We start from the raw sequence: 22566 nt of genomic DNA on the forward strand, positions 1-22566 counted from the left end.
GCGACCACCAGGGTCACCGTCCCGGCCGGGCTCTTGCGCGTGCGGGCCGCTCCAGGGCAGGGAGCTTTCCAGCCGTAATTTCAATAAAGATTGACTCCAGCGTCGCCCCGAAGGCAGGATGATCGCATCTGGTGATGTTCACCAGGCAAGAACTCTTCATTCAGCATTCGGGGGATTCACTAAATGCGCAAGTCTATTGCTGCTGCTCTCGCCACCGCCACCCTCGCCCTCGGCGGCTCCCTGGCCGGTGCCGCGCCCGCCGCCGCAGCGGACGCGACCCAGGCGTCGGACGTCGTTTCCGCCGCGGCGAGCAGCACCGCGTCACGCGCCATCTGCTACGCGGCCCACGTCCAGAGCGTCGGCTGGCAGGCGGCCGTCTGCAACGGGTCCGTGGCCGGCACGACCGGTCAGGCCCGCAACCTGGAAGCGCTCCACATCGCCACGGAGGGCACGGGCGGCCTGTGCGCCCGCGCCCACGTCCGGAACGTCGGGTGGCAGTCCTGGGTCTGCGGCAATGACGGCACGGTCATCGGCATCGGCACCACGGGCAAGAACCTGCCGATCGAGGCCGTGGAGATCAAGGTCGGCACCGGCGAGGTCGCAGGCCAGGCACACCTGTCGGGCCTCGGCTGGCAGGGCGCCGTCTCCGGCACGTACATCCAGGTCGGCACCACCGGCCAGGCGCGCGCCATGGAAGCGATCGCCCTGGCCGTCTGATCCGTCTGCAGGGCGACCGGGCGGCGGGAGCGGCGGGGTGATCTGCCGCTCCCGCCGCCCGGGACCACGGTCTTCACCAGGCCACCCTCGGGTGGGTCATACTTCCCCCACGGCACGGGACCACGTGGATGGGAGGGTGGACGATGGCGGACGGCACGGAAGACCACGAAGCGCGGGTGCTCGCCGAGCGCCTCGAGTACCTCTTCGAGAACGTCCAGCCGCTGGGGAGGCGCCACACGCTGCAGGAGGTCGTCGACGGCATCAGGAACGCCGACGAACCCGACGGCACGTCCTTGAGCGTCGGCCGCCTCTCGATGCTCGTGAACGGCAAGGCGAGCAACCCGACCATCGGGACGCTGCGGGCCATCGCCTCCTTCTTCGGCGTTCCCGTCGCCTACTTCATCGACGACGACGTCGCCGAGCAGACGATCGCACAGCTCGCCCTGCTGGGTGCCATGCGCCGCCACGACGTCCGCGCCGTGGCCATGCGAGCGGCTGCCGTGGCCACCTCGTCCGCGCAGGGGATCGACCTCGTCCGTAGCCTGGTCGAGCAGGCCGCCCGCACGGGCCGGTCGGCGCCCGACGCAGCGGAACCGCGCGCCGACTGACCGAGCGCCCACACTCCGACCTGCGCAAACCCCCCAGCGGTCGCCGCCCCGGCTGCCTATACTCGCGTCTGCGAGGGGGCGTTTCGCAGTCGGACCCCCACCGCGGTCGGGGGAGGGGCACGATGCGCCAAGAGTCATGGCGTGATTTCGACATGCGGTGCGCACGCATACTGGACGGCCTTCGACTGGACCGGCCGCAGACCGTCGACGAACTCTGCCGGACCATCTCCGAACGGCGCGGCCGCACCCTGACGCTCTCCCCGCTCCCCGCCGGCGCGGGCCGGACCAGTGGCGTCTGCGGTCTCCTGCTGAGCCTGGGCGACACGGACCACATCTTCTACGAGTCGTCCACCCACGGGCTGCACCAGAAGCACATCATCCTCCACGAGATCGCCCACCTGCTCCTCGACCACGGGAGCACGGAGGGCGAGACCGCGTCCCTGGGCGTCGAACGGCTCTTCGCCGGCCTCGACCCCTCCATGGTCCGCCGCCTTCTCGCCCGCGGTCGAACCGACTACTCCCAAGTGCAGGAACGCGAGGCCGAGCTGCTCGCCACCCTCATTCACAGCAGGACCAGGACCCAGGCGGTCGACGGACCCGGCACCGCACTCTCCGAGCTGGCCCGCATCCTCGGGCCCGGAGCATCCGAGTGACCGTCATCCGCCCCTTCGAAGTGGTCCTGCTCGGCCCCCTGTGGATCGCGACCGTCTACTCCCTGCGACGGACGCTCACCAAGGACCCCCGGTCCGCGCTGCTCAGCGGCATGGTCACGCTGATCACGCTGTCCATCACGGTCGGTGTGCCCGGCATCCGCAGGGCGCTGGAGACGGCCACCGGGGCGGAGGGCGTCACCACGCTCCTGACCCACCTGTTCTCGCTCTCCGCCATGACCTGCCTCATCGCGTTCATCCGCCACCTCACCCGGGGCACCGTCGAGGGGTCGGTTTCCGGCTCCCGCCGGAGCACCGTTCGGACGCTCTCCCTCCCGGTGGTGGCGGCGGCCCTGTCCACTGCCTTCTTCCTGAGCCCCCGACCGGACGCCGAGGCCCACTTCCTGACCCAGGCGCCCACGACACCGATCTACGCGTACTGGAGCGTCTACCTGCTCTACCTCGGCTGGGGCATGTCCGTGTCCGGAAGGCTCTGCTACCGGTACCGGATCCAGGCGCCGCCCGGCCCGCTGAGGACGTCGCTGAACTTCCTGTGCGCGGCCACCGCCTCGGGCTTCCTCTACGTGGCCCACCGGGCGGCCTTCCTGGTCACGGGCCAACGGGACTTCTGGCCACTGAGCATCGGAGGGATGCTCGCGACCACACAGACCCTGCTCGCGCTCACGCTGCTCCTGATCGTGGCCGGCATCGCCTGGCCGGGGCTGGTCGACCTCGGCCGCGCCCGACGGCGCCGTCGCCGACTGCGCCGCCTCCGTCCCCTGTGGGAGGCGATCGGGCAGGCCGTCCCGGAGGTCGTCCTGCCCCTGCCGCCCGAGCTGTCCGGTGCGCCGGACGTGCTCCTCTACCGGCGGATCATCGAGATCAGCGACGGGATACTCGTGCTCGCCCCCCTCTGCGACGGGGCCGTCCGTGCCGAGGCGCGTCGCCGTCTGGCCTCCGCCGGACTGACGGACGCACGACTGGACGCGGCGGTGGAGGCGGTCTGCCTCCGGAGCGCCCTGGACCGGAAGCGTTCCTGCACGGACGTGCTGCCGGAACGGGAGACGCCCCTGCCCGCTGGCAGCGGATCGGAGCCGGACGACGTCGGCGACGGGGAGGAGCAGGGAGCCAGGCTGGAACTGGTCGCCCGGTCCTTCGTGAACCCCGCGGTGATCCGGGTCGCCACCGCGCTCCAGGACGTCCCTACCGGCACTGCCGGGGCGAACGCCCGCTGACGAAGGACTCCTGGTGCGTGCGTGCGTCCGGCAGGCGCAGCGCCTCGGCGATCGCGTACCGGAACGGCGCCGCGCGGTGCTGCCCAGTGCCCACCGTTGCCTTGAGGCGCTGCGCACCGACCCGTTGTCGCGTGACGACGGGAACCGTCAGCACCGGCTCCGCGGCAGGCACGCCACCAGGGAATGGAAGGGCTCCGAGCTGGAGCAGTGGGAGTACGAGGTCACCAGCGCCGGCCGGGTCCGCTACCTGGTGAGTTCGGATACCTCGACCGTGATCCTGGTGTACGCCTCCCCGCGACACCCGAAGGACACCGAATAGCCTTCAGCGGCCAGGGGGCCGGTGGCCGACCCCCTGAGGCTGGAGCCGTTCGTCCGCGGCCGATCCGACGACCGTGATTCGGCGGTAGCGTGCTGCCGCGAGCACTGGTGCGGACAGGCGGGACGGGCGACATGCGGATGAGGTTCGAGCCGGAGGCCGAGCAGGAGTTCGAGGCGGCGCGTGGGCTGCTGGTCGACCGCCTGGTCCGGTGGGCCGGGGAACAGGGGCAGCCGGTGGACGGGTTCACGGCCGAGGCGATTCTGGACTACCGGCACCGAGCGACCGCCGACGGCCGACTGGGTCTGTGGCAGCCGCGCCACGTGGAGGAGCTCCTGCTCACCTGGCTGCCCCAGAACGTCACCGAGCTCCCTGGGGAGGAACGCTCCGACGCCCCAGGCACACTGCGCACACTGCTGCGCTATGTGCACGCCGAGCGGTTGGCGGACCCGCGCGGCCCCGCACTCCAGGAATGCCTCGCCGCGGTCGACAAGGTTGCGGAGCAGCACCCGGCTGCGATGGCGGACCGCACTCGCTGGGGTCTGGCGAAGTTCTGGGCGACGACGGCCGCCGAGCAGAGCGTGGACGTCCGGGACGGGGCGGCGATGCAGCGCTTCGCGGACCGGGCGCGGCGCGGAGAAGCCGCTTACGACGAGCGGGCCCTTGACGCGATCATGGAACGGCGGCTGAGCGGTCGCGCGCTGTCCGGCTCGGCCCGTGCCGAGCCGCAGCTGCCCGTCGCACTGCCCGAGGACGACGAACTGCGCCGACGGGCAGAGGCGTCGAAGACCGTGGTGCAGTTGCATGGGCTCACCGAGTGGGCGGGACAGGACGGCCGCCCCGTGACGGCGACGGGACGGCTGCGGATGGCCGATGCCCGCGACTTGGTGGACGCACTTGGCACCGGGGACAAGACCGACGGGGTGCGCTCCTCGGCAGACCTGCCACGGCTGGGACTGCTGACGGAGTGGGCGAAGAAGGCGCGACTGGTCCGGGTGGTCAAAGGGCGCCTGTACGCGGTGGCCAGGTCCCGTCCGCTGCTGGCCGACCCGCTTCGGATGTGGCTGCGCGCCTTCGACGCGTGCTTCGAGCTGCGGCAGGCCCTGATCGGGGCACGCAGCGGCTGGCACGTCGAGTCGATGCTCTTCGATGTCTACGAGGACGTGCTGGGAGATGTGCTGAACACGCTCTACAGCCTGCCGTACCCGATGCCCTGGCCCCGGCTGCGAGACACGGTGCACCTGGTCTACCGGGCCTCCCTCCAGCTCGACGGCGGGTCGGACCTCCAGCACCGGATGTGGTTCGAGCACGCCGACCGGGACCTGCACACCGTGCTCGATCTGCTGGACGACCTGGGCGCGATCGAGCGCGACCGGGGGATGGCCGACCCGGTGTTCCTCGACGTCGACCTCTCCGCCGCCGGACCGGAGCTGCCCCCGGACATGCCGCCGGAGGTGGCACAACTGCTGGGCGTCGCAGACCGGACCCCGGACCCGGTGGCGCGGGAGCGGGCTGAGCGGCGGCGCGAGGAGCTGACCGCCGGGCCGGTTGAGCTCATCCGCCTCACCGATCTCGGCACTCGGGCCGTACGGCAGCGGCTGTTGGCCGACGGCCGCGACGCACCCCTGATCGGTGAACTGGCCCAGGCGTCGGCGGGCGGGCTGCTGGGAGTGCTGGCCGAGGAATACCCGCCGGATGCCGCCCAGGCGGAGTTGGCCGGCTGGATCGCGGCGCGCGGTGAGCGGGAGGCAGCACTGCGGCAACTGACCGACGCGGTAAGAGCCATGGCTTTTCGCACGCGTGCGCAGGCGATGCTCGGCGCGCTGTGGACGGCGCTGCCGGACGGCGAGGGCGAGCGGCTGCTGCGCACGCTGCGCCGCGATCCCCAGCTCGCGCCGCTGGCACTGAACACGCTGGCACAGCGAGAGCTGCTGTCTCCGGAAGACATGACCGACACCGAGCACCTGCTGGTGCTCGCAGAGAACCTGCTCCAGCTCGTGGAGCTGGCGGGCGGCTCGGGTGGCGCCGAGGAGGCGCTGCGAGCCCAGGGTCCGGAGATCAGGGACGCGATCGCCGCCGCGTTGGACTCCGCGCACCCCGACCGGGCCGGTATGGAGGAGCTCGGCCGGTTGGCTGCCGAAGTGCTGCGCGCACCTGCCGCCCGTCCCGGCCGCGCCCACAAGCGGGCGCGCCCCGCCGGCAGGAGCGGTCGCAAGCGGCGCCGCTGACCGACGACGGCATCGCCCATGGCCGCCGGTGCCGGGAAGACCGGCACCGGCGAGGAGCCTGGACAACAGGCGAGTTCCGGCGCCGTACGTCCTCGGCTGGGTATGCCGCCTGGCGTTCAGGACGAGAGGCGGCGAAGGCGGGTGGGGCGGTGTCGGCGTGCCGTGCGCCGCGAGCTCCGGCGAGGAGATGGTGGGCGCGCGTCGCGGCGTCGGCGGCGAGCAGCTCGAGGGCGGCCGGGGCCACACCGGGCTCAGGCACGGCGGAATCCACCAGCGCGGGGCCACTGCCGGGCCGGTCGGCAAGCGGCGGCGGATCGGGCAGGGGCGGCAGCGCGCCACGGGCGCTGAAGGCAGGGCCGGCTGGATCACCTGGCCGGGCCGGGAGCGCGGCCGGGCCCGCACTTGCGGTCGCCGTGGACGTGGCGGCTTCGGAGGCGGCGCGGGTGGTGTTGCGGCGGCCGAGCTCGTCGATCAACTTCCGCTCGCCGCGGCCCCGCAGGAGCAGCAGCACGAAGGGGTCGCCGTCCAGGAGCCGGGCGACCTGGTAGCAGAGGGCGGCGGCGTGTTTGGGACCGGCAGGGGCTCTGCTCGGTCCTTGAGCCGTGTCAGCTCTCGTAGTGGTAGCGGCACTGAGCGATCAGGACGCCATCCTCGGTGGCCTTGTAGATCAGTCGGTGCTCGTCGTTGATGCGGCGCGACCAATAGCCCTGGAATCCGTGCTTGAGCGGTTCCGGTTTGCCGATCCCCTCGTTGCCGCTCCGGGCGATGTCCGCGATGAGCGTATTGATGCGCTTCAGGATCTTCCGGTCCTGAAGCTGCCACCACAGGTAGTCCTCCCATGCACGGGAGGAGAAGGTGATCTTCATTCGCGGCCCTTATGCGTCGGTCGTCAGCTCGCGTACGGTGCCGCCGCCGCTCTCCAGCTCGTCGATGGACGCGAGCAGGCGCCGGGCGTTCGCCGGGCTTCGCAGCAGGTACGCCGTCTCCTTCAGGGACTCGTAGTCCTCAAGGGAGACGATGACGACCGGCTCGTGTCCGGCCCGGGTGATAACGACCTCTTCGCGGTCGTCGGTGACGGAGTTGAGCACCTCGGCGTACCGCGCGCGCGACTCGGAATACGTCATGGTCTTCATGATCGACCCTCCCTTCACGTACAAGAAATTGTACGTCTATCCCTGCGGTGTGGGCAAGCGCCAGGATGACGGCTGCGAGCGGGCGGGACTCCGGCCCGAAAGATCCGGACGGGTGAGGGCCGGCCGGTGACGAGGAGTGCGACGACCGGCCCCGTAGGGCGGCGGTCAGTGCGCGAACGCCGTGCGGAGCCGTTCCGTCGCGTCCATCAGCACCTCGGTGCGTTTGCAGAACGCGAACCGGACATAGGGGGTGCCCGCCTCGGTGTCGTCGTAGAAGACTGCGTTGGGGATCGCGACCACACCCGCGCGCTTCGGGAGGGACCGGCAGAAGCCAATGCCGTCGCTCTCGCCGAGCGGGCGGATGTCGGCGGTGACGAAGTACGTTCCGGCCGGCCGGAAGACCCCGAAGCCCGCGTCGGCCAGTCCCGTACACAGCAGGTCCCGCTTGGCCCGCAGGTCCTCGCGGAAGGCATTGAAGTACGTGTCGGGCAGCCGCAGGGCTTCGGCGACGGCGTACTGGAAAGGGCCGGAGGCGACATAGGTCAGGAACTGCTTCGCCGACCGGACGGCGGTGACGAGTTCCTGGGTACTGGTCACCCAGCCGACCTTCCATCCGGTGAAGGAGAAGGTCTTGCCGGCAGAGGAGATGGTGACGGTGCGCTCGCGCATGCCGGGCAGGGTCGCGAGGGGGAGGTGCTCGGCACCGTCGAAGACGAGGTGCTCGTAGACCTCGTCCGTGACGACCAGGAGGTCCCGTTCGACCGCGAGCTCGGCCACGGCGGTCAGCTCGGCCCGGGTGAGGACCGTCCCGGTCGGGTTGTGCGGGGTGTTGAGCAGGATCAGCCGGGTCCGGTCGGTGACGGCGGCCCGCAGTTCGTCGAGGTCGAGGACGTAGGAGTCCCCGTGGGGGCGGAGGGTGACGGGGACGCGGGTGCCTCCGGCCATCGCGATGCAGGCGGCGTACGAGTCGTAGTACGGCTCCAGGGCGATGACCTCGTCGCCGGGCTCGACGAGGGCGAGCAGGGCGGCGGCGATGGCCTCGGTCGCGCCCGCGGTGACCAGGACCTCCGTGTCGGGGTCGTACCCCAGGCCGTAGAAGCGGCGCTGGTGGTCGGCGACCGCCCGGCGCAGTTCCGGGACGCCGGGGCCCGGCGGGTACTGGTTCCCGCGACCGTCGTGCAGGGCGCGGACCGCTGCTTCCCTGATCTCCTCGGGGCCGTCGGTGTCGGGAAAACCCTGGCCGAGGTTGATCGCCCCGGTCCTGGCGGCGAGCGCGGACATCTCCGCGAAGATCGTCGTTCCGAACTCGGCGAGGCGGCGATTGAGCAGCGGTCGTGTCATGACCGCCATCCTGGGGCCAAGTCCCTCCGGGGCCAAGCTCTGGAGTTGCTCAAGTCGGCTTTGGCCGCGTGAGGGCCGGGGCATCCCACCCGTACAGAAGAATGGGGGGTACCACCCATGGAAATCATCGGATTGGTCATCGCGGCGCTGGCCTTCGCGGGCCTGCTCTTCCACGTCCTGCGCCGGCACGGCCGCAAGCGGCCCGCCCTGCGGCCGGTCAGCCGTTCCGCCGTGCGGTCGGCAGGCCGGCCCGCCGCGCGGCCCGCCCTGCGGTCCGTCAGCCGGACCGGGGGACGGGCGGGCAGCGGCGCCTGGGTCGACGGCGGGAGCAGTTCCTGCGGGTCGAGCAGCAGCTCCTGCGGCTCCAGCAGCAGTTCCTGCGGGTCGAGCAGCAGCTCCTGCGGCTCCAGTTGTGGCGGTGGTTGCTGAGTCCTCGGCGCCCCGTGGTCGGCGGGGCCAGTCGTTGGTGCGGACATGTCGATCGACTTCGATTGAACAAGTGAACTGTGGGGTCCCCGAAGGGGTTGGAAACCACGGCAAGTTGGGTAAAAACGCTGCGAGTCGCCCGAGGTCCGTGGTTCTCTCGCTCCTGACAGAGACAGCCCTCGGACCGTGTGTGGACCCGAGCCGGCGATTCCCCACTCCCGTAGAACCTTCTCCGGGGCGCCCCCGGCCCACCCGTCAAACCGTGTTTGCGGAGCCGACCCATGCTCACCACCCTGAAGACCTCCTACACCGATACGCGTGCGGCCGACCTGGCCTGGGCCCTCGGGCGCGAGCCGCTGCCCGCGCTTGCCGTTCTCGACCTCGAACTCGCCGGCGCCACGCTGCAGTTGCGGCTGCTCGGCGCTTCCCATCAGGTCCTTCTGGAGGAGGCGGGGCGGCACTGCTCGGAGACCGTGGCCTGCATGCCCGGAAGCAGCACCCCGCTCCCGCTCGGCGTGTCCAAGCGCGTCGGCGAATGGGAATACGAATTCGCCGCGCACGTCGAGACCCTGTCGCCGGGTTCCTTCGCGGGGCGTGCACAGGAACTGCTCGCGCTCGTCGCCGACCATCCGCACGGGCTGGCCGGGACCTTCCCGGGCTCCCCGCACGCCTTCACGGCGATGCTGGCCCAGCGCCACGAGAGCCAGGTGCACTGGCGCACCTGGCACGCCTACCCGCAGGAGGGCCAGTTGGTGGTGACCAGGACCCGCATCGGCGCGCGCATGCCCGCCACGCTCTGATGCGCCCTCTTGCACGCCCATGTGCACTCGTGTGGGTGACAAGAGGCGCACGTGTCGTGACGTAGCGTTACGGTCATGATCGAGCCGACCGTGACCGTGCCGCCCGAGCGGGTCCGGCGGCCACCCGTGCGGCGGGCCGAGCGATCGCGCGAGACGGTTCGCTTCCCGGTCCTCGCGGTCGTCTTCGTCTGCGCCGCCTGCGGCCTGGTCTACGAGCTCGAACTGGTCGCGCTGGCCTCTTACTTGATCGGCGATTCCGTCACCCAGGCATCCGTCGTGCTCTCCGTGATGGTGTTCGCGATGGGAGTGGGGTCGCTCCTCGCCAAGCGGCTGCGGTGCCGTGCCGCCGTCGGCTTCGGCCTGGTCGAGGCCGGGCTCGCGCTGGTCGGCGGCTGCTCGGCGATGGTGTTGTACGCGGCCTTCGCCTGGCTCGGCGAATCACGCTACGTGCTGGTGGCGTTCTCGCTCGCGATCGGGGTGCTCATCGGCGCGGAGATCCCCCTCCTGATGTCGCTCATACAGCGACCCGCAGGCCGGACCGATCCGGCCCGGCGTTCCCTGCGCTCCGGCGAACCCGCCCGGTCAGGCCGGTTCCGCCTGTCGGGGCCCCGTGGCAGGGCGCGGCGCTTCCGCGCGGCAGGCCGGGGGCGGTCCGGACGCCCTCGCAGCGAGGCTTCGCCGGGGGAACAGGACGACGCCGCCGGGACGGTCGCCGACCTCTTCGCCGCCGACTACGTCGGTGCCCTGGTCGGCGGCCTCGCCTTCCCCTTCCTGCTGCTGCCCTGGCTCGGCCAGCTCACCGGCGCGCTCGTCACCGGCGCGGTCAACGCGATCGCGGGCGGCGGCCTCGTCCTCTGGGTGTTCCGCCGCGACCTCACCCGCCGCTCCCGGTCGCTGCTCCTGGCGGTGAACCTGGTCGTGCTCGCCGTCCTCGGCACGGCCACCGTCCTCGTCGACCACTTCGAACAGGCCGCGCGCCGGGCCGTGTACGGGGAGCGGGTGCGCGTCGCCATGCACACCGACTTCCAGGAAGTCGTGGTGACCGGGGGCGGCCAGGAGCTGCCCGACCTGTTCCTCGACGGGCGTCTGAGGGTCTCCGGCAGGGACGAGTACCGCTACCACGAGGCGCTCGTCCACCCCGCGATGAACGGCGCGCACGCACGCGTGCTGATCGTGGGCGGTGGCGACGGCATGGCCGCGCGCGAGGTCCTGCGCTACCCCGGAGTGCGCTCCGTCACCGTCGTCGAGCTCGACCCGGGGGTCGTCCGCCTCGCCCGCACCGACCCGGCGCTCGCCGCGCTCAACGCACGGGCCTTTCGCGACCCGCGCGTCCGAGTGGTCCACGCGGACGCCTTCCACTGGTTGAGGAGTGCCGTCACCCTTCTGCAGGAACGGTACGACGTGGTGGTCTCCGATCTGCCCGACCCGGGCATCACCCCCAGCGCCAAGCTCTACTCGGAGGAGTTCTACGGCCTGGTGGCACGGGTCCTGGCCGACTCGGGACGGTTCGTGGTGCACGCCGGGTCGGCCACCGACCGGCCGCGCACCTACTGGACCGTCGACGCCACCCTGCGCGCCGTCGGCTTCGCGACCCGCCCGTACAGCGCGAGCGGGCGCACTCCCGGCTTCGCCGCCGGACCCGATCGCGCCGACCGCGTCAGCGGCACCGGGCGCGGCCCGGGCGACTGGGGCTTCCTCCTCGCCGTGCGGGGCGACCGCCCGCCCGCCCTCGGCCTCGCCCCCGATGCGCCCCGGCTGCGCTCCCTCGGCCCGGGCAGTCTGGAGGCCGCGGCAGGCCGGGCCGAGCGGACCCGCGGTGCCGCACCGCCCCCGTCGACCCTCGTGCACCCCCGGTACGGCGCCTGACCGGCGGGACACCCCCGAGGACAAACAGGCGACTCCGCGCCCCCTCCTGAGTAGGCTCGGTTTCCATGGAGCATGAGGTGTTCGTTCCGGTCCCGTCCGAAGCCCTGCGCGTGACGCTGGCGGACCCGGCCCGCGTGGTGCGCTGCGTGCCCGGTCTCCAACAGGACGCCGACGTGGAGGCGGTCCCGCTCACGGGCCGGCTCAAGGTGCGGGTGGGCGGCAACACCATCACCTATCGGGGTGCCCTGCGGGTCGTCGAACGGGACGGTGCCATCACCTACGAGGGCCAGGGCACCGAAGCCCGCGGCAAGGGGTCGGCCGAGTTGTCCCTCACCGTCGTCCTCACTCCGGTGGCCGAGGGCACCAGCCTCAGCTTCACCGGTGCGCTCACGGCGGACGGGCGGCTTGCCGAGGCGACCGGGGAAGCACGCTCCGCAGCGGCTGCCAAGCTGCTCGACAAGTTCGTGGAGGCCCTGGCCGCGCTGGCCGGAGAGCCGGTGGAGCCGGATGCCGTCCGGGCCGGTGCGAGCGACGACGGGGGCGGTGAAGGGGCCGACGACGGGGTCGACGACGGGGCGGAGGAGCCGACCGAGGAGGGCTCCGGAGCCGATGCCCCGGTGCCGCCGTCCACCCTCGAACCGGTCCTCGACTCGGCTTCGATCGAGTTCCCCGCCCCACAGCCCGCGGTCGAGGCCGCCCATGCCCGCCGGACCATGATCGGACGGAGCGCCGAGGAGGTCGACCACGCACCGCCGCGCGGCCGGTACGCCCCCGTGCCCGCTCCCGAGGCGATGAGCGCCGGCGCCACGCTGCGCTGGATCGCACCGGCCGCGGCCCTCGCGCTCGCTTCCGCCGTCGTCGTCGGCCGAGCGCTGCGCCGCCGTCGCTGAACCGGCGGACCACGGGCCGCCCCGGGGCCGGGGAAGCTCCGTCCTGCCGGCCGTCGGACGGTCGACGCCTCCGCCGTCCCGGACGCCTCCGCCGTCCCGGACGCCTCCGCCGCCCCGGACGGCGTCGGGGCCTCCGCGCCCTCGTCGGCACGGCCGCCCCCGTTCCCGGTGCCGCACGATTAGGGTCGTGGGGGTGAGCATGCAGACGCGACTGACGGCGGGCGACGCCGAGTTGACCATCAACCCCGAGCACGGCTGCCGGATCGAGAGCCTGCGCATCGGCGGAACCGAGGTGCTGCGCCAGGGCGAACGGTACGGAGCCTTCCCGATGGCGCCCTGGTGCGGGCGGACCGAGAACGGCCGCTTCCGCAACGGCGTCACCACACACCGACTTCCGCTCAACGCGCCCCCGCACGCGATTCACGGCACCGTCCGCGAGCTCGCCTGGAAGACCGCCCGGAGCTCTGCGGCCGAGGCCGTGTTCACCTGTGAGCTCGGGGCCCCGTGGCCGTACCGGGGCGTGGTCACCCAGGTCTTCGAACTGGCCGAGGACTCCCTCACCCTCCGTTTCGGCGTCGAGACCCAGGAGGACTCCTTCCCGGCGCAGGCCGGTTGGCACCCCTGGTTCCTGCGCAACCTCGGCGGGGGCGGCCAGGACGTGCGGATCGACTTCACCCCCGCCTGGCAGGAGGAGCGCGGGGAGAACCACCTTCCCACCGGTCGTCGCATCGACCCCTCCCCGAGCGCCCTGCTCCGCGCACGCGAGGGACACCCTGCTCCCGGCGTCTGGGACGACTGCTTCGGCATGCCCGACGGCGTCGACGTCACCCTCACGTGGCCGGGCGAGCTGGAGCTGGAGGTCGCCAGCCGGGCCGAGTGGGTCGTGATCTACGACGAGCCCGCCGAGGCCGTCTGCGTCGAACCGCAGTCCGGTCCGCCGAACGGGCTCAACACCCTGCCGCGCCTGGTCACCCCGATCGACCCCCTGGAGGTCGAGAGCACCTGGACCTGGCGACGGCTCTAAGCTGCTGGTCATGACTGACGTACGCGCTGAGCTGCTCCAGCAGATCAAGGACAAGGCCGTGGTGCACGGCAAGGTGACCCTCTCCTCGGGTCTGGAAGCCGACTACTACATCGACCTGCGTCGCATCACGCTGGACGGCGAGGCCGCGCCGATGGTCGGGCAGGTCATGCTCGACCTCACGGCCGACCTGGACTTCGACTGCGTCGGTGGGCTCACCCTCGGCGCCGACCCGGTCGCGACCTCGATGCTCCACGCCTCCGCCGCACGCGGACAGCGCCTCGACGCCTTCGTCGTGCGCAAGGCGCAGAAGGCGCACGGGATGCAGCGCCGGATCGAGGGCACGGACGTCAAGGGCCGCCGCTGCCTGGTGGTCGAGGACACCTCCACCACCGGTGGTTCGCCGCTGACCGCGGTGGAGGCCGTCCGTGAGGCGGGCGGCGAGGTCGTGGCCGTGGCCACGATCGTGGACCGGGGCGCGGCCGACGCCATCGCCGGGGCGGGCCTCACCTACCTCACCGGTTACCAGCTGGACGATCTCGGCCTGGCGTAACCGCCGCGAAGTCGTGACTTAGGTCCCGGACTCCCGGAGAAACGGTCCTGACCTGCATCTTTGTCAAGGGGTGGGGGGTTTCACGTGAAACCCCCCGCCCCTTGTCGTGCCGTGACCGTGGGAGCCCACACAAGAGTCTGGAAAGATGGGCCGCGACGATGACGTCGCCCCTAGGTCAGGGACAGCAACGCACACACCCCGCACATCACAAGGAGCGGACGAATGCCCATCGCAACCCCCGAGGTCTACAACGAGATGCTCGACCGGGCGAAGGCAGGCAAGTTCGCCTACCCGGCCATCAACGTGACCTCGTCCCAGACCCTGCACGCTGCTCTGCGCGGCTTCGCGGAGGCCGAGAGCGACGGCATCATCCAGATCTCGACCGGCGGTGCCGAGTTCCTGGGCGGTCAGTACAACAAGGACATGGTCACGGGCGCCGTTGCCCTGGCCGAGTTCGCACACATCGTCGCCGCGAAGTACGACATCACGGTCGCCCTCCACACCGACCACTGCCCGAAGGACAAGCTGGACGGCTACGTCCGTCCGCTGCTCGACATCTCCGCCGAGCGCGTCGCCCGCGGTGAGAACCCGCTGTTCCAGTCGCACATGTGGGACGGCTCCGCCGAGACCCTCGCCGACAACCTGGCCATCGGCCAGGAGCTGCTCGCGAAGGCCGCCGCCGCCAAGATCATCCTTGAGGTCGAGATCACCCCGACCGGTGGCGAGGAGGACGGCGTCAGCCACGAGATCAACGACGAGCTCTACACCACCGTCGACGACGCCATCCGCACCGCCGAGGCCCTCGGCCTGGGCGAGAAGGGCCGCTACCTGCTCGCCGCGTCCTTCGGCAATGTGCACGGCGTCTACAAGCCGGGCAACGTCGTGCTCCGCCCCGAGCTGCTCAAGGACCTCCAGGCGGGTGTCGCCGCCAAGTTCGGCAAGGCCGACCCGTTCGACTTCGTCTTCCACGGCGGCTCGGGCTCCACGGCCGAGGAGATCGCGACCGCGCTCGAGAACGGCGTCGTGAAGATGAACCTCGACACCGACACCCAGTACGCCTTCACCCGTCCGGTCGTGGACCACATGTTCCGCAACTACGACGGCGTCCTGAAGGTCGACGGCGAGGTCGGCAAGAAGTCCACCTACGACCCGCGCACCTGGGGCAAGCTGGCCGAGGCCGGCATGGCCGTCCGGGTGACCGAGGCGTGCGCCGCGCTCCGCTCGACCGGCACCAAGCTGAAGTAAGCACGGACCAGAAGGCACGTGTGAGCGACGGGCCCGGCACCTCCCGAGGTGCCGGGCCCCGTGCGTCGACGGGAGCGCCCGATGTACGACTTCGACCGGGAGATAGACCGGCACGGGACCAGTTCGGTCCAATGGGACGGCATCGCGGATCGCTTCGGCGTGTCCGAGCTGCTGCCCTTCACCATCTCCGACATGGACTTCGCCTCTCCGCCGGAGGTCCTCGCGGCCCTGCGCGAGCGGGTCGACCACGGTGTCTTCGGCTACACGGACTGGCGGCTCGGGGACTTCCGGGAGGCGATACGCCACTGGTACGCGAGCCGGTACGGTGCCGCGATCGATCCCGGAGCGCTGGTGTACGCGCCCTCGGTGCTCTCCCAGCTCTCGCAGCTCCTCCAGATGTGGACCGAGCCCGGTGACGGCATCGTCGTCCACACCCCCACGTACGACGGTTTCCGCAAGGCCGTCACCGGTCTCGGCCGCGAGCTGAGGGGCGTCCCGATCGGGGACCCGGAGGCGCTGGAGTGGGAGCTGGCCCGCCCCGACAGCCGCGTGCTGCTGCTCTGCTCCCCGCACAACCCGACCGGCCGGGTGTGGACGGAGGAGGAACTCACCGCCTTCGCGGAGCTGGCGGAGCGGCACGGTGTGGCCGTCATCAGCGACGAGATCCACGCCGACCTCACGACCGACGGCCACCGGCACGTCCCCTGGACCCGGATCGCCGGGGCCGACCGGAGTCGCCGTTGGGCCCTGGTCACCTCCGGCACCAAGGCCTTCAACTTCCCGGCGCTCTCCGGTTCGTACGGGATCGTCGGCGACCCCGAGGAACGCACGGCCTTCATCCGCCGCATGGAGACCGGCGAGGGCCTCGCCTCGCCGGCGGTGCTGTCGCTCACCGCGCACATCGCCGCCTACCGCCGGGGCGCGGCCTGGTTGGACGCGCTGCGCGGTTATGTGGCGGGCACCATGGGGATGGTCCGGGACCGCCTGGCGGAAGGCCTGCCCGAGGTCGACTGGGCGCCGCCGCAGGCCGGCTATCTGGCCTGGATCGACCTGCGTCCGCTCGGGATCGAAGAGGACCGGCTCCAGGAAGAGCTGGTGACGGCGGAGAAGGTCGCGATCATGCCGGGCGGGGTGTACGGCGCTCCCGGCTTCGTCCGACTGAACCTCGGCTGTCCCCGGAGCAAGGCCGAACGGGGGGTGGACGCCCTCGTGCGGGCCGCGAACCGCTTGCGTACGGCCTGAGGCGGAACCGTCCCCCGGGCACCGACCCGGCGACGCGCCCGCGGGGGAGGTGCACCTGACGACAAGCCCGCGGCGAGGTGCACGCGGCCCCCGTCGCGGGGACCATGGCAGGCATGGGTGCGCGGGACGTGCGGATGGCCTCGGGGACGGGGCGGTGGATCGTGTTCACCACCGTCCTCGGCTCGGGGATGGCGCTGCTCGACTCGACCGTCGTCAATGTCGCCCTGCCGCACATCGGCACCGACCTGGGCGCCGACCTCGCCGTCCTCCAGTGGACGGTCAACGCCTATCTGCTGACCCTGGCCGGGCTCATCCTGCTCGGCGGTTCGCTCGGCGACCGGTTCGGACGGCGGAAGGTCTTCGTCATCGGGGTGGTGTGGTTCGCACTGGCCTCCCTGCTGTGCGGGGTCGCCCCGAACGCCGGGGTGCTGATCGCGGCCCGTGCCCTCCAGGGCATCGGCGGCGCACTGCTCACGCCGGGCTCGCTCGCCCTGATCCAGGCGAGCTTCCACCCGGACGACCGGGCGAGGGCGGTCGGGCTCTGGTCGGGCTTCGGCGGGGTGGGGGCGGCGATCGGCCCGTTCGTCGGCGGCTGGTTGGTGGACGGCCCCGGCTGGCGGTGGGTGTTCCTGCTGAACGTGCCGCTCGCCGCCGTCTGCGTGCCGGTCGCCCTCCGGCACGTGCCGGAGTCCCGGGACGAGACCGCGCACGGCCGGTTCGACGTGCTCGGCGCGGTGCTGGGCGCGGCGGCGCTCGCCCTCGTCACCTATGCGCTGATCGGTGCGGCCTGGTGGGCCGGAGCGGCGGGGGTGCTGGTCGGCGCCGGGTACGTGGTGGTGGAGCGGCGGCGCGGGGAGCGGGCGATGGTGCCTCCGTCGATCTTCCGCTCACGGCAGTTCACCGCGGTCAACCTGGTCACGTTGTGCGTGTACGCGGCCTTCGGGGGCTTCTTCTTCCTGGCGGCGCTCCAGCTCCAGGTGGTTTCCGGGTACTCGGCGCTCGGCGCCGGCACGGCCCTGCTGCCGACGACGGTGCTGATGTTGCTGCTCTCGGCGAAGTCCGGCGAGTTGGGGGAGCGGATCGGGCCCCGGATCCCCCTCACGGTCGGGCCGCTGCTGTGCGCGGCGGGGATGCTGCTGATGCTGCGGGTCGGGGAGGACGCCTCGTACGTCCGTGACGTGCTGCCGGCCCTGCTGGTGCTCGGCTTCGGCATGACCACCCTGGTCGCGCCGCTGACCGCGACCGTCCTCGCCTCGGTGGAGGTGGCGCGGGCGGGGCTCGCGAGCGGCATCAACAACGCGGCGGCCCGGGCCGCCGGGCTGATCGCGGTGGCCGCGCTGCCGCTGCTGGCCGGGATGGGGCCGGAGGCGTACCGCTCGGCAGAGGAATTCGGGGCGACGTTCCGGCGGGCGATGCCGATGTGTGCGGGGATCCTGGTGGTGGGGGCGCTCCTCGCCTGGACGACCCTGCGCACCCCGGCCGCGGCGGCGGACTGCCACCCGGAGTGCAAGGTCCACTGCGGGGTGACGGCACCACCGCTGGATCCGGGGGAACGGGAAGGACCGGGGCCCGGGTCCTGAGGCAGACTGGGGCCCATGGCCATCCACGAGAACCTGCTGGGGGGACCGGCCCCCACCCACCTGCCCGACGACCCGGGGCCGCGCGAACTGCTCGCGAGCGGCACGGCGCCGGCGGACGTCGCCGCGAAGTACCCGACGTCCTCGCTCGCCTGGGCACAGCTCGCCGACGACGCCTTCGAGCGCGGTGCGGTCGTCGAGTCGTACGCCTACGCCCGTACCGGCTACCACCGCGGCCTGGACGCGCTGCGCCGCAGCGGTTGGAAGGGCCACGGCCCGGTGCCGTGGGAGCACGAGCCCAACCGCGGCTTCCTCCGCGCACTGCACGCCCTGGCCCGGGCCGCCGGGGAGATCGGTGAGAAGGAGGAGTACGAGCGCTGCACGACCTTCCTGCGGGACTCCTCGGAGACCGCGGCCGAGACCCTCGGCTGATTCCCCGCAGCCCGCCCCGGACGCCCTTTCCTCCTGCGCGGAGGAAAGGGCGTTCGACACGGTCGCTACGATCCCCAGGACTGCAAGGCACAAGGGGGAAGGCCTGTCGTGGGGAAACGTGCTGCACACAAGCAACGCCGTCGGACGAGGCGGAGGCGCACACCTCCCACCCGTTTCGTCCTGCCCGTCCTGCTGCTGACCGCCCTTTCGCTCGGTGGCGGGGCCGCCCTCGCGCACTTCGGCGGCGGGGACACGGGAGACGTGTCGGCCCCGGCGGCGGACCGCAGCACGGCCGCTCCCCGGCCCACGGCGGCGACACCGACACCGACACCGACACCGACGCCGACGCCGGCTGCCGAGAGGACGACGTCCGAGCCCACGCCCACGCCCACACCGAAGAAGACCACCGTGCCGCAGTCCGGCGCCGGTACCTTCACCACCGCGCAGGCCAACGGCTCCCCGGTGGGCACCTCCGGCGTGCTGCGTCGCTACCGGGTCCAGGTCGAGGACGGCATCGAGCTGTCGGCGCGCGAGACGGCCGCGGAGATCCAACGGATCCTGGCCCATCCGCGCGGTTGGGCCGCGCACGGCAGGGGGCGCTTCCAGCTGGTTTCGGGGAACGCCGACTTCGTCATCAGGATCGCCACCCCGGACACGGCCGACGCGCTCTGCCTCCGCCAGGGCCTCAACACCCACGGGGAGCTGAACTGCGAGACCACCGACGGCGTCGTGGTGAACCTCAAGCGGTGGATGCTCGGCTCGCCCACCTTCGCGGGAGAGCCGGACGAGTACCGACACCTGATCATCAACCATGAGGTCGGGCACGAGATCGGCATCCGCACCCACATGGCCTGCCCGGGACCGGGCAAACCCGCGCCCGCGATGATGCAGCAGATCAAGGGACTCAACGGCTGTCGATCGAACGCCTTTCCGTACGACGAAGACGGGAGCTACATCACGGGGCCGATCGTGTCATGATGCGCATGGGAGGGCGCGCGAAGGAGCACGCCTCCCGAGGGGACCGGAGCTCCCGTGGCGCGCCGCAGAGCGCGCACGCGGTGGAGCGGACCGCTACCCGGTAGTTCGTATCGAGGAGACAGAAATGTCCACCTTCCCCGATGCCTCCGGAGCCGGCTCGGTCGTCGACGACCCGAACCTCGACTTCGCGGGCACGACGCCGTACGAGGACTACGTCCAGGCGGACGTCCTCACCCACCTCCAGCACCTCCGCTCGGACGACCCCGGCGAGATGGTCTTCCTGGTCACCACCCAGGTCATGGAGCTGTGGTTCACGGTGATCGTGCACGAGTGGGAGACCGCGAGCCGCGCCCTGCGCGAGGACCGGATTCCCGTCGCGATGGACGCGCTCAAGCGCTCGGTGCGCGAGCTGGAGGCCCTCAACCACTCGTGGCGTCCGCTCGCCCAGCTCACCCCCGGCCAGTTCAACGCCTACCGGGCGGCGCTCGGCGAGGGCTCCGGCTTCCAGTCGGCCATGTACCGGCGGATGGAGTTCCTGCTCGGCGAGAAGTCCGCGTCCATGCTCGTCCCGCACCGGGGCGCGCCCCGCGTCCACGCCGAACTGGAGAAGGCGCTCCACGAGCCGAGCCTGTACGACGAGGTCCTCGGGCTGCTCGCCCGGCGCGGACTGCCGGTGCCGGAGTCGGTCCTCGGCCGTGACCTGGCGCAGCGGTACGAGCCTTCGCCCGAGGTCGAGGCGGTCTGGGCCGGGATCTACACGGACGCCGACCAGAACGGCGAGCTGGTCCGGCTCGGCGAGGCCCTGAGCGACGTCGCCGAACTGGTCTGGCGCTGGCGCAACGACCACCTGGTGGCGACCCGCCGGGCGATGGGCGCGAAGACCGGAACCGGAGGTTCGGCGGGCGTGGCCTGGCTGGAGAAGCGGGCCCAGAAGAACGTGTTCCCGGAGCTGTGGACGGCGCGCAGCCATGTCTGAGTCCTACGAGGAGAAGGCCGCCCGGCTGGACGCGGCCGACGAACTGGGCAAGCACCGGGAGAAGTTCGCGCTCGACGAGGGGACCGTCTACCTCGACGGGAACTCGCTCGGCGCACTGCCGGCGCACGTCCCGGCCCGCATGGCCGACGTCATCACCCGCGAGTGGGGCGAGCTCCGCATCCGCTCCTGGGGCGAGTCCGGCTGGTGGACCGCGCCCGAACGGATCGGTGACCGGATCGCCCCCCTCGTCGGCGCCGCCCCGGGGCAGGTCGTGGTCGGCGACTCGACGAGCGTGAACGTCTTCAAGGCGGTCGTCGGCGCCGCCCGGCTGAGCGGCGGGGACCGGGACGAGATACTCGTCGACGCGACGACGTTCCCCACGGACGGCTACATCGCGGAGTCCGCGGCGCGGATGACCGGCCACCGGATCGTGCCCGTCGACCCGGCGGGGATGCCCGCCGCGGTCAGCAGTCGCACGGCCCTCGCGCTCGTCAACCACGTCGACTACCGCACCGGTCGGCTGCAGGACCTGCCCGGCATCACCGCCGCGCTCCACGCGGCGGGCGCGCTCGCCGTCTGGGACCTGTGCCACAGCGCGGGCGCCCTGCCCGTCGGACTGGACGCCCACGGGGTCGACCTGGCCGTCGGCTGCACCTACAAGTACCTGAACGGCGGCCCCGGTGCACCCGCCTACCTGTACGTCGCCGAGCGCCACCAGGCCGCCTTCGACTCACCGCTGCCCGGCTGGAACTCGCACGTCGACCCCTTCGGCATGACCCACGGGTACGCGGCGGCGGAAGGCGTCGTGCGCGGCAGGGTCGGTACGCCCGACATCCTCTCCATGCTGGCCCTCGAAGCGGCGCTCGACGTCTGGGACGGGGTCGCCGTCGAGGACGTGCGGGCCAAGTCCCTGGCGCTCACGGACTTCTTCCTGGAGTGCGTGCGGGCGTACGTCCCCGAGGGGAGGGTCCGGTCGGTGACGCCCGACGGGCACGCCGAGCGCGGCAGCCAGGTCGCGCTGGCCTGTGCCGGTGCCCCCGCCGTCATGGCCGAGCTGATCGAGCGGGGCGTGGTGGGCGACCTGCGCCGGCCGGACATCCTGCGGTTCGGCTTCACCCCGCTGTACGTGGGCTTCGCGGACGCGGAGCGGGCGGCCCGGACGCTGGCGGACGTCCTGGACGGGACCGCCGGGGCGTAGGCCCGAACGCGGCCTGATCTGCGGGGCCCGGTGCTGGTACCGTCCCCGCAGGTCAGGCCAATTCGGCCGCGTATCCGAGAGGTTGGAACAGCATGCCGGACCCCGCCGCGCGCGATGCCGCCGAAGAGGCGTCGGCCTTCTCGCACCCGGTCGTCGCCCCGGACGCCTCCGCCGCGTACGGCGACCACCCGGACCAGGTGGTCGACTTCTACGCCCCGCGCGACGGGCGCACCCGCGCCCCGCTCGTCATCGCCCTGCACGGGGGCGCCTGGCGGGCCCCGTACGACCGGCAGCACCTGACCCCGTTCGTGGACTTCCTGGCCCGTCGGGGCTTCGCCGTGGCGAGCGTCGAGTACCGGCGCGGCAGCGACATCCCCCGCCAGGGCGGCACGGCCCCGGTCGCCGGGCGCTGGCCGGAGACCTTCGACGACGTGGCCGCCGCCCTGGACGCCGTGCCCGACCTGGCCGCCGTGCACCTGCCGCAGGCCGATCCGCACCGGACCGTCCTCACCGGCCACTCGGCGGGCGGCCACCTCGCCCTGTGGGCTGCCGCCCGGCACGTGCTGCCCGCCGGCTCCCCGTGGCGGCTCCCCGCTCCGCCGGCGCTGCGCGGGGTCGTCGCCCTCGCCCCGATCGCCCACTTCGCCCGGGCCGTGGAGCTGGGGGTGTGCGGTGGTGCGGTCACGGAACTGCTCGGCGGGGAGGCGGAGCTCGCCGGCCGTTCGGCCGCCACGGATCCCGCAGTCCTGCTCCCCACCGGCATCGCCACCATCCTGGTGCAGGGCCGCGAGGACGTGGTCGTGCCGCACGCGGTCGCCGAGGCGTATGCGGAGGCGGCGTCCAAGGCGGGCGAGGAGGTCGGCATGACGCTCCTGGAGGAGGTCGGCCACTTCCCGCTGATCGACCCGGCGGCGGACGCGTGCGCGGTGGTTGCGGAGGAGATCGCCCAGCTGGCCTGGTGACCCGTGGGCCGTCGAGGGGCGCCGGAAACGGCACCTCCGCCACCCGCACCACGACGGACCCCTACGCGGGAGGGGGCACCACGTTCCGCTCGGTCTCCTGACCCGGCGACGAGGACGCCCCCGGTCCGACCGGGGGGCGTCCTCGTCCTCAAGGAGGACCCCGAAGGATCCG

Annotated in this window: 23 protein-coding genes; 20 read left to right on the forward strand and 3 right to left on the reverse strand. The window is 72.2% G+C overall.

The features are described from left to right. The first annotated feature begins 183 nt into the window (after positions 1-183). The 6 genes from ACFW22_RS17375 to ACFW22_RS17400 all read left to right on the forward strand — a co-directional run bounded on the left by ACFW22_RS17375 (position 184) and on the right by ACFW22_RS17400 (position 5754). Positions 184-717, forward strand: coding sequence for a hypothetical protein (locus tag ACFW22_RS17375; RefSeq protein WP_386404717.1), 534 nt, complete (start codon positions 184-186; stop codon positions 715-717). A gap of 143 nt (positions 718-860) precedes the next feature. Next, positions 861-1325, forward strand: a complete 465-nt coding sequence (locus ACFW22_RS17380; protein ID WP_386404720.1) for a helix-turn-helix domain-containing protein — start codon at positions 861-863, stop codon at positions 1323-1325. A 122-nt stretch (positions 1326-1447) separates the two neighbouring features. After that, a complete protein-coding gene (locus ACFW22_RS17385; RefSeq protein WP_386404723.1) occupies positions 1448-1978 on the forward strand; it encodes a hypothetical protein in 531 nt (176 codons plus the stop codon). Beyond that, the gene (locus ACFW22_RS17390; protein ID WP_386404726.1) at positions 1975-3210 is read left to right on the forward strand and encodes an MAB_1171c family putative transporter; all 1236 of its coding nucleotides are present in this window, start codon (positions 1975-1977) and stop codon (positions 3208-3210) included. The genes ACFW22_RS17385 and ACFW22_RS17390 overlap by 4 nt, the downstream gene beginning before the upstream one ends. A 13-nt stretch (positions 3211-3223) precedes the next feature. After that, positions 3224-3529, forward strand: coding sequence for a hypothetical protein (locus ACFW22_RS17395; RefSeq protein ID WP_386404729.1), 306 nt, complete (start codon positions 3224-3226; stop codon positions 3527-3529). Between the two features lie 137 nt (positions 3530-3666). Beyond that, the gene (locus ACFW22_RS17400; protein ID WP_386404732.1) at positions 3667-5754 is read left to right on the forward strand and encodes a hypothetical protein; all 2088 of its coding nucleotides are present in this window, start codon (positions 3667-3669) and stop codon (positions 5752-5754) included. Positions 5755-6359: 605 nt separating this feature from the next. Here ACFW22_RS17400 and ACFW22_RS17405 read toward each other — a convergent pair. From ACFW22_RS17405 to ACFW22_RS17415, 3 genes are all read right to left on the reverse strand, one after another. Beyond that, positions 6360-6620 carry a Txe/YoeB family addiction module toxin gene (locus ACFW22_RS17405; RefSeq protein WP_384871086.1) on the reverse strand — a complete coding sequence of 87 codons (261 nt, stop codon included), beginning with the start codon at positions 6618-6620 and terminating at the stop codon, positions 6360-6362. Positions 6621-6629: 9 nt separating this feature from the next. Then, entirely contained in the window at positions 6630-6887 is a 258-nt protein-coding gene (locus tag ACFW22_RS17410) for a type II toxin-antitoxin system Phd/YefM family antitoxin (RefSeq protein WP_384871089.1), read from the reverse strand. 165 nt (positions 6888-7052) lie between these two features. Further along, positions 7053-8228 carry a pyridoxal phosphate-dependent aminotransferase gene (locus tag ACFW22_RS17415; protein WP_386404736.1) on the reverse strand — a complete coding sequence of 392 codons (1176 nt, stop codon included), beginning with the start codon at positions 8226-8228 and terminating at the stop codon, positions 7053-7055. A 117-nt stretch (positions 8229-8345) separates the two neighbouring features. Here ACFW22_RS17415 and ACFW22_RS17420 point away from each other — a divergent pair, with 117 nt between their 5' ends. From ACFW22_RS17420 to ACFW22_RS17485, 14 genes are all read left to right on the forward strand, one after another. Then, positions 8346-8657, forward strand: a complete 312-nt coding sequence (locus tag ACFW22_RS17420; protein ID WP_386404739.1) for a hypothetical protein — start codon at positions 8346-8348, stop codon at positions 8655-8657. Positions 8658-8935: 278 nt separating this feature from the next. Beyond that, positions 8936-9454 carry a DUF2617 family protein gene (locus ACFW22_RS17425; protein ID WP_386404743.1) on the forward strand — a complete coding sequence of 173 codons (519 nt, stop codon included), beginning with the start codon at positions 8936-8938 and terminating at the stop codon, positions 9452-9454. A 75-nt stretch (positions 9455-9529) separates the two neighbouring features. Beyond that, positions 9530-11320: a spermidine synthase gene (locus ACFW22_RS17430; RefSeq protein ID WP_386404746.1), complete on the forward strand. Its 1791-nt coding sequence runs from the start codon at positions 9530-9532 to the stop codon at positions 11318-11320. A gap of 65 nt (positions 11321-11385) precedes the next feature. Next, positions 11386-12210 carry an SRPBCC domain-containing protein gene (locus tag ACFW22_RS17435; protein WP_386404749.1) on the forward strand — a complete coding sequence of 275 codons (825 nt, stop codon included), beginning with the start codon at positions 11386-11388 and terminating at the stop codon, positions 12208-12210. A gap of 199 nt (positions 12211-12409) precedes the next feature. Beyond that, on the forward strand, positions 12410-13234 hold the full coding sequence (locus tag ACFW22_RS17440; protein ID WP_386404982.1) for an aldose 1-epimerase: 825 nt from the start codon (positions 12410-12412) through the stop codon (positions 13232-13234). Positions 13235-13244: 10 nt separating this feature from the next. Beyond that, positions 13245-13784 carry an orotate phosphoribosyltransferase gene (pyrE, locus tag ACFW22_RS17445; RefSeq protein ID WP_386404752.1) on the forward strand — a complete coding sequence of 180 codons (540 nt, stop codon included), beginning with the start codon at positions 13245-13247 and terminating at the stop codon, positions 13782-13784. A gap of 222 nt (positions 13785-14006) precedes the next feature. Further along, positions 14007-15029, forward strand: a complete 1023-nt coding sequence (fbaA, locus tag ACFW22_RS17450; protein ID WP_030206146.1) for a class II fructose-bisphosphate aldolase — start codon at positions 14007-14009, stop codon at positions 15027-15029. Positions 15030-15110: 81 nt separating this feature from the next. Further along, on the forward strand, positions 15111-16271 hold the full coding sequence (locus tag ACFW22_RS17455; RefSeq protein ID WP_386404755.1) for a MalY/PatB family protein: 1161 nt from the start codon (positions 15111-15113) through the stop codon (positions 16269-16271). A 113-nt stretch (positions 16272-16384) separates the two neighbouring features. Further along, entirely contained in the window at positions 16385-17851 is a 1467-nt protein-coding gene (locus ACFW22_RS17460; protein WP_386404758.1) for an MFS transporter, read from the forward strand. A gap of 15 nt (positions 17852-17866) precedes the next feature. Beyond that, entirely contained in the window at positions 17867-18280 is a 414-nt protein-coding gene (locus tag ACFW22_RS17465) for a DUF3151 domain-containing protein (protein ID WP_386404761.1), read from the forward strand. A 408-nt stretch (positions 18281-18688) separates the two neighbouring features. Continuing rightward, entirely contained in the window at positions 18689-19258 is a 570-nt protein-coding gene (locus ACFW22_RS17470; RefSeq protein ID WP_386404764.1) for a DUF3152 domain-containing protein, read from the forward strand. A 124-nt stretch (positions 19259-19382) separates the two neighbouring features. After that, entirely contained in the window at positions 19383-20234 is an 852-nt protein-coding gene (locus tag ACFW22_RS17475; RefSeq protein WP_386404767.1) for a tryptophan 2,3-dioxygenase family protein, read from the forward strand. Beyond that, entirely contained in the window at positions 20227-21432 is a 1206-nt protein-coding gene (gene kynU / locus ACFW22_RS17480; RefSeq protein ID WP_386404770.1) for a kynureninase, read from the forward strand. The genes ACFW22_RS17475 and kynU overlap by 8 nt, the downstream gene beginning before the upstream one ends. Before the next feature lie 92 nt (positions 21433-21524). After that, positions 21525-22394 carry an alpha/beta hydrolase gene (locus ACFW22_RS17485; protein WP_386404773.1) on the forward strand — a complete coding sequence of 290 codons (870 nt, stop codon included), beginning with the start codon at positions 21525-21527 and terminating at the stop codon, positions 22392-22394. Positions 22395-22566: the final 172 nt, after the last annotated feature.

The organism is Streptomyces sp. NPDC058872 (assembly GCF_042743065.1).
GTDB lineage: Bacteria > Actinomycetota > Actinomycetes > Streptomycetales > Streptomycetaceae > Streptomyces.